The sequence below is a fragment of the uncultured Agrobacterium sp. genome (assembly GCA_913777615.1).
Classification (GTDB): domain Bacteria; phylum Pseudomonadota; class Alphaproteobacteria; order Rhizobiales; family Rhizobiaceae; genus Agrobacterium.
This window is the reverse complement of the sequence record CAJYTK010000004.1, coordinates 360,218-372,407: the sequence shown is the minus strand read 5'-3', so window position 1 is coordinate 372,407 and position 12,190 is coordinate 360,218. Positions and strand designations below refer to the sequence as shown.

Sequence of the window (12,190 nt, the reverse complement as noted above, 5' to 3'; positions counted from 1 at the left end):
GACCGGCCCTTCGGGTTGGTTGAAACGGGCCACCTGCTTGCCCGGACGGCTTGGCCGTATGCGTTGGCTACGGCACGCGCCGCCCGGACAATCAGTCGATCCCGTTTGAACCAACAGAACTGTTTCTATTTAACACGGAAACGCTCTAACTCTGCGTTTGGCTCTGACTTTGCGATTCATGCACGGTGACGGAAACGCTCAGGCTTTCGCCGGAGACGCCGACGCGCATGCCGGAGACGGGGGCGCAATCGCGGTAGCAAAGGCCGGTGGCGATGCGCACATAACGCTCGTCCGGGCAGATCTTGTTGGCGGCATCGAAGCCCACCCAGCCGAGGCCGGGAAGGTGAGCTTCACCCCAGGCGTGGGTCGCGACCTGTTCGTCCACGCCTTCCATCATCAGATAACCGGAAACATAACGGGCAGGGTGGCCAAGCACCCGCGCCGCGGAAATGAAGATGTGGGCGTGGTCCTGACAAACCCCCTTGCCGGCTTCCAGCGCCTGTTCGGCCGAGGTCTCGGTGCCGGTGCTTCCGGTTTGGTATGCTACTTCAAGGTGGATCAGCGCCATCAGTTCGTGAAGACGTTCGAGCTCAGTGCTGCCTGAACTTTGGCGGGCGATATCCCGTATGAGCTTGCCGGGCTTGGTCAGCGGCGTGTCGCGCATGAAGAGCCAGAGCGGGGCGTTGCCGATATGCGGGCCGAAGACGCCTGCCTTGTCCTTCGTTTCGACCTCGCCGCTTGCCGTAACCTTGACGGCGCGGCTCGGACCTTCACTCTCCACAAGCTCGACGCGATTGCCGAAATGATCGTCATAGGCCACTTCGACGGTCGCGCCATCGACGGCGACGTCCCAGTTCAGCACCGTCTGCATCGGTCCACTGACCGGCGTCAGGCGAAGGCGCTGGAGGGAATATGGCACCGGCTCTTCGTAAAGATATTCGGTCGTGTGGTTGATTTTCAGACGCATTCGCCCTTTGTCCCCGTCCTGTTCCGCTTACTGATAGAAGCGATAGCCGTCCGTAATTTCCTGCCCAAGCTGGCCGTTTCTATTGACGAAAGCTTCCAGAAACTCGTGCAGGCCCCGGTCCATCACGCGGTCGATGGTGGTTTCCTTCAAAGTCGATAAAATGGCGTCGGATGTTTCGTGCGCCTTGTGCCGCTCTCCGTAGTCTTTGGCGAGATAGCCGAGGTTGCTGACGATCTTCTCATAGCAGTAAGCAAGAGAGCGCGGCATACGGGCGTTGAGGATCAGGAAGTCGGCAATATTGGCGGGCTTGTATTCCGCATCGTAGACCCAGCCATAGGAGCGATGGGCGGAGACGGAACGCAGGATCGATTCCCACTGCGCATTGTCGAGGGACGAGCCGACTTGCGCGGCCGCCGGTAGCAGCACGTAATATTTTACGTCGAGAATGCGCGCCGTGTTATCCGCTCGTTCGATGAACGTGCCGATACGCGAGAAGTTGTAGAGATCGTTGCGCAGCATCGAGCCATGGAAGGCGCCGCGCACCAAGCCTGCCCGATGCTTGATGACGTCGATGACATGAGGCATTTCCGCAGGTTTCAGGCGGCGTCCGAGCAGGCTTTTCAGCTCGATCCAGAATTCGTTGGTCGCTTCCCAGGTTTCGCGGGTCAGCGCCGTGCGCACCATGCGGGCATTGTTACGGCCCGCGTCGATGCAGGACATGACGCTTGACGGGTTGGACTTGTCGCGCAGGAGGTAGTCGATCGCATCAGCGGACGTCACCTTCTCATTGCTTTGGAGGAAAGCTTCGCGCACGCCCGCACTTTGCAGAACGCCGTCCCAATCCTCATCCGCACTGCCGCTTCGCGTCAGCGAGACACGCAGGCCCGCATCGACGAGGCGCGCAATGTTTTCGGCCCGCTCGATATAGCGGAACATCCAGTAGAGCCCGTTTGCAGTTCTTCCCAACATGGCTCAGTCCTCCAGTACCCAGGTGTCTTTGGTGCCGCCACCCTGGCTGGAGTTGACGACGAGCGAACCCTGCTTGAGGGCTACGCGGGTCAAGCCGCCTGGAATGATTTTGACCTTGTCGGACACGAGCACATAGGGACGAAGATCGACATGGCGCGGTGCGATGCCGTTCTTCACCATGATCGGGACGGTGGAGAGAGACAGTGTCGGCTGGGCGATGTAATTGTTCGGGCGCGCCCGCAGCTTGTCGGCAAATAGCGCGCGTTCTTTCTTGCTGGCGGTCGGGCCCACCAGCATGCCGTATCCGCCCGAGCCATGCACTTCCTTGACGACAAGGTCAGCCAGGTTGTCGAGGACATATTTCAGGCTGTCCGGCTCCGAACAGCGCCAGGTCGGCACATTTTCCAGAAGCGGCTTGCGGCCGGTATAGAACTCGACGATTTCCGGCATGTAGGAGTAGATCGCCTTGTCATCGGAAATGCCCGTACCTGGCGCATTGGCAATGGTAATGTTTCCGGCGCGGTAGACATCCATGATGCCAGGAATGCCGAGCGCGGAATCCGGGCGGAAGGTGAGGGGGTCGAGGAAGTCGTCATCGACGCGGCGATAGAGCACGTCGATCGCCTCATAGCCCTGCGTCGTGCGCATCTTCACCTTGCCGTCCATGACGCGCAGGTCCGAGCCTTCCACCAGTTCCACGCCCATCATGTCGGCCAGGAAGGAATGCTCGTAATAGGCGGAGTTGTAGATGCCGGGTGTCAGGACTGCCACGCGTGGCTTGCCCTTGCAGCCAGGCGGCGCAAGTGAAGCCAGCGACTGGCGCAGAAGATAGGGGTAATCCTCGACGCGCCGGACCCTGTTCTCGTGGAAGAGTTCGGGGAACATCTGCATCATGGTTTCGCGGTTTTCCAACATGTAGCTGACACCGGAAGGCGTTCTGGCGTTGTCTTCCAGCACATAGAACTGGTCTTCGCTGGTGCGCACGATATCTGTACCGACGATATGGGTGTACACACCGCCGGGCGGCCTGAAGCCGATCATCTGCGGCAGGAAGGCCTCGTTCTTCTCGATCAGTTCGCGGGGAATGCGACCGGCCTTGATGATTTCCTGCTTGTGGTAGATGTCATCGAGAAAGGCGTTGAGTGCAATGACGCGCTGCTCGATGCCCTGGGCGAGCTTGCGCCATTCCTTGCCGGAAATGATGCGCGGGATGATGTCGAAGGGGATAAGCTTTTCGGCGCTGTCGGCGTGGCCGTAAACGGCAAAGGTGATGCCGGTTCTGCGAAAGATGTTTTCAGCGTCTTTCGATTTCTGGATCAGGTGCGCCCTGTCCTGGCGGCTGTACCAGTCGTTGTAGTTTGCGTATGGGCTTCGCGGCGTTGAGTCCGCATTTATCATTTCATCAAATGCCAACTTTCAGGTCCCCTTTTTGTACATTTGAATACAATGCCCGAAGCAATGCAAGCCGGATGAGAGGGCGGCGATTCAGATTTTTTAGTGTGCCGCCGTGACGCAAAGTGGCTGAAAATAAAGCAATCTTTCACGTGTAGCATTAAAATGCGGCAGCGCCTGAAAAGTTCAAGTGATACCACCAAGTGAGTTCCAAATTTGGGTGGAGGTGCCAAACTATCTTTGCCTATAAAATAGGCTCGACTTGTCGGCGGATCGTTCCATTAAAAGTTGGGAATAGCGTCGCAGAACAGTTCTGTTCGCTTTTGCAAACTCGCTGTGACCGTAAATTGAGGTCGTGTCATGTGACCCTTAACTATCGATTGCAGATATTAGGCGTTTGTTAACCATAAAATTATACCTCTCGTTAAATCGAAAGATTCGTTGCGGCAGGGGGTAATATGTCGATTTCGCGTCGTGGTGTTCTGTTTGGATTGCCACTTTTCCTGGCAGGTTGTGCAAGTATCAATCCCGCGGGCCAGCGGCAGAATTATGCAGCTTTGCCAAATGAACAATATCCTATGCCAGCCATGCCGCTTGAGAAGATCAAGCCGGAACTGCGCCGCCAGGAAGTGGCGTACGAGACCACCTATCCGGCCGGTACCGTTGTCGTCGATACACCGGCACGCCGCCTGTACTTTGTGCTCGGCGGTGGTCGCGCGGTGCGCTATGGCGTTGGTGTCGGTCGCCAGGGTCTGGCGCTGAAGGGCAATGCCTATGTCGGACGCAAGGCCGAATGGCCAAGCTGGACGCCGACGCCTAACATGATCCGCCGCGAGCCGGAGCGGAACCTGAGATATGCCGGTGGCATGCCAGGTGGTCTTAACAATCCGCTGGGTGCGCGCGCTCTTTATCTTTATCGCAACGGTAATGACACGATGTTCCGTCTGCACGGCACCAACCAGCCGCAGTCGATCGGGCACGCGATGTCGAGCGGGTGTATCCGCATGCTCAACCACGATATCATCGACCTGTACGAGCGCGTTCCGGTCGGTGCCCGCGTGGTTGTGATTCAGGCCTGAAGCATCTCATTAACGCCCTGATCGGGCGCTAGAGCGGCTTGGTTAAACAAAGAAGGCGTCCCCGATGATGTAATCGGTGGGGGCGCCCCGAACCTGGTACGAAGGTATTCGCATGTGCCGTTTTTTGGCCTATTCCGGTTCACCTGTCTGGCTCGACACGCTTCTGATCGAGCCGGAAAGCTCGCTGATCAGCCAGTCGCTTGCCGCAAGGGAAGCAAAGACGGTGGTGAATGGCGACGGGTGCGGGATTGGCTGGTATGGCGAACGACCAGAGCCCGGCATCTATCGCGGCATCCTGCCCGCATGGTCGGACAGGAACCTGACCTCGCTCTGTCATCAGATCCGCGCTGGCATGTTTCTAGCGCATGTACGCTCTGCGACCACCGGCGGCGTATCGATGGCGAACTGCCATCCCTTCGGCTTTGGCCGGCACCTCTTCATGCATAACGGCCAGATCGGCGGCTATGAGAAGGTGAAACGCGCGATTGAGACGCATATTTCCGACGACGTCTATTGTTCGCGCGCCGGTAATGGCGATAGCGAGGCAATGTTCCTGATCGCGGCAGGCCTTGGTCTCGATCGCGATCCGGTCGACGCGCTCTCACGCACCATCGAGATATGCATGGATGTGGTGCTGGATGCCGGCGTGGACCAACCGATCCGTTTTAGCGCCATCCATGCCGATGGCGAAAAATTGCATGCATTCCGCTGGTCGAGCGATGCGCGCCCGCCGACCCTCTATTGGCGCAACATCGGAGAAGGTATCGCGATCGCCTCCGAGCCTTTCGGCACTGGCGGAGAGATGTGGGAAATCATTCCGGCCAATACTGTGGCAACCGTCGTGAAAGGTAAGATCGAATTCAGCCCCTTCACCCCCTATTATCGGGATGCGGTTTTGATGACCGCATGAGCGCGGTCCAAGCATGCATTCATCTCAAAACATGTGGATAAATTTCTGATTTTAACGCGTGCTAGCGGTTGAATCCTGCGAGCGAGCGCACAGAGGAGGCCGTCTTTTACAACTCAACGGAGAGTTGAGCTGAACTTTGGCGGCTTGTTTCTTTTTTGATAGCGCAAATGTGATTGTTGGACGCCAGATTTCGAGCCTATCGACGATGTGCAACCCTGAGCAAATGCGGTGAACATATTTCCGCCGCCCTAGCTCCAACTCATTGTTTGAAAGCATTTCTAGACACGACGCCGATCAAAGGCGCTGGGAATGCGCAATCAGGAACGCTTGAATGTCCGTATTTGAAAAACTTTCCCGCTATCAGCCCTACGCACTAGCAGCACTGCGCATCATCGCCGCGCTTCTCTTTATCGAACATGGCACGCAGAAGCTTTTTGGCTTTCCCGCTGCGACAATGGAAGGATCACTTCCCCCACTTCTTCTTGCGGCCGCGTTGCTTGAACTCGTCGGCGGCATTCTCATCCTCATCGGTCTCTTCACCCGCCCGGTCGCCTTCATTCTCTCCGGCCAAATGGCTATTGCCTATTTCATGGCACATGCGCCCAAAAGCGTCTTCCCTGCCATCAACGGGGGCGATGCTGCGATCCTTTTTTGCTTCATCTTCCTGTTCCTCGTGACCGCAGGTCCGGGAGCCTTTGCTGTCGATAAGCGCTAAGAAACTTCTTCGTCGCTATCCTTGGCGCAAGGCCGGGGATAGCGGTAACGAGTGGCGTTGGCTCTGCTGCTCGCTCCGCAGTCCGAGTGCGGCTGCGTCGTCCTCCTGCCGAAGCGCTGGTCTCGCCTAAAGCGCTTCCAGCGCGCCTCTAGGTAGCCACTGGTTGATCTTGGCGCGCAGCAGTTCCGGGCTGATGGGTTTGGAAATATAATCGTCCATGCCGCAGGCGAGGCATAGTTCGCTGTCACGATCGAGAGCGTGCGCCGTGACGCCGATGATCGGGACGCGACCTAGGCGGCCGTCCTCTTCGTCTTCCATCTGGCGGATCGACTGGACTGCCTGATAGCCGCTTATGACCGGCATCGATACGTCCATCAAGATCAGCGATGGGTTCTCATCGCGCCAGACCTCCACCGCAGTCTTGCCATCGCCGACGACGCGGAAATCGAGTCCCGTCTGCTGCAGGATCTGGCTGAAGACGATCTGGTTCACCTCATTGTCTTCTGCTACCAGCACATCAATCCCCGCACGGCTTTTTGGGGACGATAGAGGCGTAGAAATCGACTGCGACTGATCATTCGTCATCGTCGCTGTGACTTGTGGAGACAGATTATTGTGCAGAGCAGGGGCGGGCAGCAAGGCTTCCAGCGCGTCTCTCAGGTGTCGGATGCGCAAGGGTTTGGCTATGTAGGCGTGCGCGGCCTCGTCGATCTCGTCTTTGACCAGCGAGGTCAGCAGGATCACGGGGATGTCTTGCACGCCCGGATGGTGGCGTATGAAGCGCACCACGTCATCGGCGGGCATATCCGTCATGGTTTCATCGATAAGAATGGCGGCAGGGCGCAAGCCCAAGGCCACCGCTTCCTCCAGAATTGCAAGTCCGGTGGCACCGTTCTCAGCGGCATAGGCATCGAGCCGCCAGTCGCGCAGGCGCCTTGTTAGGATATCGCGGCTGATTGCATCGCCATCAATTATCAATATGCCCGCATCGGCGGGGCACAGAGGCGTGACGGGTTGCGCCGAGATCACGGCGACCGGCAGTGTGACCGTGAAGACCGACCCTTTGTTCTCTTCGCTTTCCGCTTCGATCTGGCCGTCGAGCAGAGAGACGTTGCTGATGCTTTCTGCAAAGCCTGTTACGGTACGTGCCGAACCATCGTGCTGGCCCAGTAGTGAAGCGAGTTGCTCCTGCGACATGCCAACACCGGTATCTCCCACGGTGAGCAGAAGCGAGGTGCCGCCTGACGCGGCGTGCTCGGCTTGGAGTCTGACGATGACGTGGCCGGAATGGGTGAAGCGGATGGCGTTGCTGACAAGCTCGGTGACGATCTGGCGCAAGCGCGCCGCATCCGCTTCGACGATCATCTCTGCCGATACATCGATGTCGGCAAAAAGGGTTACTCCCTTCTTCCGCGCGTAAAAGGCGAGCAGCGACGCTATCTCCTCCACCAAATCGGCGGGGTCGAAGTGGCTGGTTTGCAAGGATGCTGAGATGCCGTGTGAGGCGTGCAGTACAGAGTCGAGGCTTTGCAACAAGGCGTTGCCGGAGAGAATTATCGTGTCTGCATAGGCTTTCTGCCGGGCGTCTAGATCGGTTCGGGCAAGCGCTTGCGCCATGCCTAGAATGCCAGCAAGTGGCGTGCGAAGCTGCGCAATCGCCTCGACCGCTTTGCCGTAAGGCGGATCGGCAATTTTCAGACCGCTGGCAGTGTTCAACTGCCGCACGCCGCCGAAGGCAGGCATCTTTTCGAAAACTTCATAAAGAAAGATTTGCCCAGTCTCGTCGATGAAGCGTTCGCAGTGCAGCGTATGAGCGTCCGGCACTATGCCCCGGCAGGTTGCAATTTCTTCGGTGGCGAACACGAGGCAGCGGCGTTCCTTGTCTTCTCGCTCCACATCGTCTGCCGTATCGAACATCATATGGCTCGACTGCCCGACGAAATCCTCCGGGCGTTTTCCGGCAAAACGGGCATATCCATTGTTGACGCAGACATAGCGCAGCTCACTATCCTTGACGCAAGCCGGCAGGCGCAGGGACAAAATTCCCTGGCAGGCCCTTTCCAACAAGCTGCCCTCGATACTCAAGCCGCGCTCCGAACCATCAATAGAATCAAATATCTTTAATCTTGTCACAGGCTAAGAGAGCCATGCTCGAAAAACCATGGGCCCTGAAGGCTTTTCAAGCTTTTTTAACCATAAGCATCAAGTCGCTGCCGCAGCGTGGGCGAAAGAATTGCTTGACTTTTTTCGACAAAAAGACCACATGCCGTCTCAAGCTTTCACCTTCCACAGCCGCGTGAGCTGTAGCGTCCACTTCGAAATCATACGCACGCATGAAGGAAAAGCGCATTTGATGCAGAATACGGCGATCATTCGCCGGTGCTGAGCGCAGAGAGTTATTTCAACCCACCAAGTTCCCAATTCACGCGGGGTTCTTGACGCCAAGACAACCGGACAGCATGGGCTGTACCGGCTGAAGCGTTTTGGCGCCCCGAAAGGTATTCTATTGACCAGTTTTAACGAACTCGGCCTCTCCGAAAAGATCGTGGCCGCTGTCACCGCACTCGGTTATACGACACCAACACCTATTCAGGCGAAAGCCATCCCACTTCTCATGGAAGGCCGCGATGTTATCGGTCTTGCACAGACCGGCACCGGCAAGACTGCCGCATTCGGTCTGCCGATGATCGAAATGCTGATGAAGCATGCCGAACGTCCTGCCAACCGCACCACCCGTTCTCTGATCCTTGCGCCGACGCGCGAGCTGGTCAACCAGATCGGCGAGAACCTGCGCTCCTTCGTCAAGAAGACGCCTCTGCGTATCAACCAGGTTGTCGGCGGCGCGTCGATCAACAAGCAGCAGCTGCAGCTGGAAAAGGGCACCGACATTCTGGTCGCGACCCCAGGCCGCCTGCTCGACCTGATCACCCGTAACGCAATTTCGCTGTCCAAGGTCACGCATCTCGTGCTCGACGAAGCCGACCAGATGCTCGATCTCGGCTTCATCCACGACCTGCGCAAGATTTCCAAGATGGTGCCGGCAAAGCGCCAGACGCTTCTGTTCTCGGCCACCATGCCGAAGGCGATTGCCGATCTCGCCGGCAGCTACCTGACCGATCCGGTCAAGGTGGAAGTGACGCCTCCGGGCAAGGCTGCCGACAAGGTCGAGCAGTATGTTCACTTCGTCGCCGGCAAGAACGACAAGACCGACCTCCTGAAGAAGTCGCTTGCCGAAAATCCGGATGGCCGCGCCATCGTCTTCCTTCGCACCAAGCATGGCGCCGAGAAGCTTTACAAGCATCTCGAACATGTCGGCTATAAGGTTGCTTCGATCCACGGCAACAAGAGCCAGGGTCAGCGCGAGCGCGCGTTGAAGGGCTTCAAGGATGGCGAAGTCAAGGTGCTGGTGGCGACCGACGTTGCTGCACGCGGCATCGACATTCCAGCCGTAACGCACGTCTTCAACTACGACTTGCCTGAAGTGGCGGATGCCTATGTTCACCGCATCGGTCGTACGGCCCGTGCGGGTCGTGATGGTATCGCGATTGCGTTTTGCGCACCGGACGAAACCCGTCTGCTGCACGACATCGAAAAGCTGATGAAGATCGAAATTCCGGTCCTCTCCGGTGAGCGTCCGGAAGGTCTTGCCAGCCCGACCCGCGGTAGCGGCAACCGTGGCGGTCGTGGAAACGGCGCAGGCAACGGTGGACGTCGTCAGGGTGGCGAGCGCGGCGAGCGTTCGCATGGCGACCGTCCGGCGCGCGGTCATCGTGAAGGCGGTCACCGTGAAGGTGGTCATCGTGAAGGCGGACGCCGCAACGGCGATTTCCGCGGTCAGCGTGCCGGCGAGTTCGCTCCGGTCGAGCGCGATAACGATCTGGAAGTCACGTCCGACTTCAAGCGCACCAAGGTTGACGGTGGCGAGGGCGCGAAGTCTGCCGGTCCGCGCAAGCACCGCGGCGGTCAGGGCCGTCCGGCTCGCAAGTCCGGCTCCTTTGCCGCTGCCGGTCAGGCGCGTCCTGCCGGTAACGCCGGTCGCGGTCGCAAGCGCGGCTGATCCAGCCTGATGAATGCACAAACGCCCGGACGTTGATCCGGGCGTTTTTGTTTTGAGCGTGTTTTCAGGACGATGACGAGGCTAGTTGGGCGAGTTCGTATCGATATGCTTGATGCCGCACAGCATTTCCCGTTTACCGGCAAAACCCTTGCGGCGTTCGACCTTGAAGCCGACGGCCTGCAGATTGCGACGCACGAAGCCTGCGGCGGCATAGGTCGCAAAGGTTCCGCTCTCACGCGTCTTTTCATATATTGAGTTCATGATCTCTACCGACCACATGTCTGGATTGCGCGATGGCGCAAATCCATCCAGGAACCAGGCGTCGAAGGTAAGCGCACTCGTCCTGATACCTTGGAGTGCCTCGCCGCAGACAACGGTGAGCTTCGTCTGATCATCCAGTTGCAGCGCAATGATGCCTTGCGGCTCTTGCGGCCACAGCGCGACGAGGGCCTGACGTTCCGTGTCGACTTCCGGCCAGCGCGACAGCGCCCGGTCGATCTCTTGCGCCCGCATGGGGTAGAGTTCGAAGGAAACGAAGTGCAATGTCTTGCCGGGGCGGCGTGCAAGCTTCCACTGTCGCCATGTTTCGGTGAGATTGAGCGCGGTACCGAAGCCGAGTTCACCGATGAGGAATGTTTCTTCCTGCTGATCGGCCCAGCGACCTGGAAGGCCATTGCCGTTCAGGAAGACATGGCCGCATTCCAGCCGCCCATCCGTCTGGCAATAAAAATGATCGCCAAAGGCCAGCGAATAGGGCATATCGCCCTCTCGCCAATCCAGCATGTTTTCGCCGGTGCTGTCCGGGTCCAAGTCTTCGGGATGTGTCATGGTCCAAGCCGATAGTCTTCCCGATCACAGAGGTCAATCATCTTTGCCGCCCAGTGCGTCGCTGCTGATCATCGGCGGCGGTATCATGGGGCTGTGGGCGGCGCGGAAAGCTGACCGTCTGGGGATCGATACGGTACTTGTCGATGCCGGGCACGCAGGTTGCGGCGCGAGTGGGGGTCTGCTTGGCGCGCTGATGCCGCATATGCCAGATCGCTGGAACGACAAGAAGCAGTTCCAGTTCGATGCGCTTCTGACATTGGAAGACGAGATTGCGCGGCTTGAAGCCGAGACAGGCCTCTCGGCTGGATACAGGCGGTGCGGGCGCATCATCCCGCTGCCGAAACCGCATCTGCGTGTGATTGCTGAGCGCCATAGTCAGGAGGCGAAGACCAATTGGGATCAGCAGGGCCAGCGGTTCCACTGGCACGTGCTGGATGCGCCACCGGCGGACAACTGGGTCGATGCATCGGCAGGGCAGGCGGGGTTCGTGCATGACACCTTCGCCGCGAAGGTCTCTCCGCGCGGCTTGGTTGCGTCACTGACTGCGTTTCTCAATGCGTCGCGGCATGTGCGTGTCGTAGAGAGACAAAAGATCGTATCGCTCGGCAAGGACAGCATTGCGCATTTCGACGACGGATCGCGCCTGTCGTTCTCGCACGCTATTGTTTCGGCGGGGTACGCCTCTTTTCCCCTTTTGACGCAGACATTTGCTCTCCGGTCCGAGGCTGCACTCGGGCAGGCGGTCAAAGGGCAGGCTGCCCTGTTGCGGGGATCGATCGATTCCACCATGCCGGTGGTGTTCCTCAATGGAATTTACATCGTGCCGCATGAGGACGGGACAGTCGCAATCGGCAGCACCAGCGAGGATTCTTTTGCTGAGCCCTTCGTCACCGATGACAAACTGGATGCTCTTTTGCGCGCAGCGAGAGAGATCGTGCCGGAGCTTTCGAAGGCCAAGATCATCGAACGCTGGGCCGGGCTTCGGCCAAAGGCCATCGGTCGTGATCCGATGGTGGGGGCGCATCCTGAACACTCCCACATCGTAGCGCTAACCGGCGGCTTCAAGGTGAGTTTCGGTTTGGCTCATCGTCTTGCGGATGCCGCACTTTGCGCTGTTCAGGGCAAGGATATGGATGTGCCTTCCAGCTTCCGCACCGATGCGCATCTTGCGCTTGTTCACGCAAATCTGTGAGCGACGTTCGGACCACGTCGTTAATCTGTCACGCAAATCACCTATCTGCTGTCGCCATGAACAGACAGACATAAATCCCAG

At 58.3% G+C, this 12,190-nt stretch carries 10 protein-coding genes; 5 read left to right on the top strand and 5 right to left on the bottom strand.

The window, feature by feature from the left end; translation table 11 throughout:
• Positions 1-145: 145 nt before the first annotated feature.
• Genes QZ862_RS03740 through QZ862_RS03730 form a run of 3 tightly spaced genes read right to left on the bottom strand, consistent with a single transcriptional unit; the run spans position 146 to position 3,349 of the window.
• Positions 146-967, bottom strand: a complete 822-nt coding sequence (locus QZ862_RS03740; RefSeq protein WP_296019946.1) for a transglutaminase family protein — start codon at positions 965-967, stop codon at positions 146-148.
• Positions 968-994: 27 nt separating this feature from the next.
• On the bottom strand, positions 995-1,936 hold the full coding sequence (locus QZ862_RS03735; RefSeq protein WP_296019944.1) for an alpha-E domain-containing protein: 942 nt from the start codon (positions 1,934-1,936) through the stop codon (positions 995-997).
• Between the two features lie 3 nt (positions 1,937-1,939).
• A complete protein-coding gene (locus QZ862_RS03730; RefSeq protein WP_296097609.1) occupies positions 1,940-3,349 on the bottom strand; it encodes a circularly permuted type 2 ATP-grasp protein in 1,410 nt (469 codons plus the stop codon).
• A gap of 437 nt (positions 3,350-3,786) precedes the next feature.
• Between QZ862_RS03730 and QZ862_RS03725 the strand changes: the two genes are divergently transcribed.
• The 3 genes from QZ862_RS03725 to QZ862_RS03715 all read left to right on the top strand — a co-directional run bounded on the left by QZ862_RS03725 (position 3,787) and on the right by QZ862_RS03715 (position 6,032).
• A complete protein-coding gene (locus QZ862_RS03725; protein ID WP_296019938.1) occupies positions 3,787-4,407 on the top strand; it encodes a L,D-transpeptidase in 621 nt (206 codons plus the stop codon).
• Between the two features lie 112 nt (positions 4,408-4,519).
• Positions 4,520-5,317, top strand: a complete 798-nt coding sequence (locus QZ862_RS03720) for a class II glutamine amidotransferase (RefSeq protein WP_296019937.1) — start codon at positions 4,520-4,522, stop codon at positions 5,315-5,317.
• 331 nt (positions 5,318-5,648) lie between these two features.
• Positions 5,649-6,032: a DoxX family protein gene (locus QZ862_RS03715; RefSeq protein WP_296097607.1), complete on the top strand. Its 384-nt coding sequence runs from the start codon at positions 5,649-5,651 to the stop codon at positions 6,030-6,032.
• A gap of 126 nt (positions 6,033-6,158) precedes the next feature.
• On the opposite strand, the gene QZ862_RS03710 is transcribed toward QZ862_RS03715, so the two are convergent.
• A complete protein-coding gene (locus QZ862_RS03710; protein ID WP_296097605.1) occupies positions 6,159-8,117 on the bottom strand; it encodes a response regulator in 1,959 nt (652 codons plus the stop codon).
• A gap of 421 nt (positions 8,118-8,538) precedes the next feature.
• Here QZ862_RS03710 and QZ862_RS03705 point away from each other — a divergent pair, with 421 nt between their 5' ends.
• Positions 8,539-10,089 carry a DEAD/DEAH box helicase gene (locus QZ862_RS03705; protein WP_296097603.1) on the top strand — a complete coding sequence of 517 codons (1,551 nt, stop codon included), beginning with the start codon at positions 8,539-8,541 and terminating at the stop codon, positions 10,087-10,089.
• An 81-nt stretch (positions 10,090-10,170) separates the two neighbouring features.
• Here QZ862_RS03705 and mnmD read toward each other — a convergent pair whose 3' ends face one another.
• The gene (mnmD, locus tag QZ862_RS03700) at positions 10,171-10,917 is read right to left on the bottom strand and encodes a tRNA (5-methylaminomethyl-2-thiouridine)(34)-methyltransferase MnmD (protein WP_296097601.1); all 747 of its coding nucleotides are present in this window, start codon (positions 10,915-10,917) and stop codon (positions 10,171-10,173) included.
• On the opposite strand from mnmD, the gene QZ862_RS03695 reads away from it, so the two are divergent.
• On the top strand, positions 10,916-12,109 hold the full coding sequence (locus QZ862_RS03695) for an FAD-dependent oxidoreductase (protein ID WP_296097599.1): 1,194 nt from the start codon (positions 10,916-10,918) through the stop codon (positions 12,107-12,109). The genes mnmD and QZ862_RS03695 overlap by 2 nt on opposite strands.
• Positions 12,110-12,190: the final 81 nt, after the last annotated feature.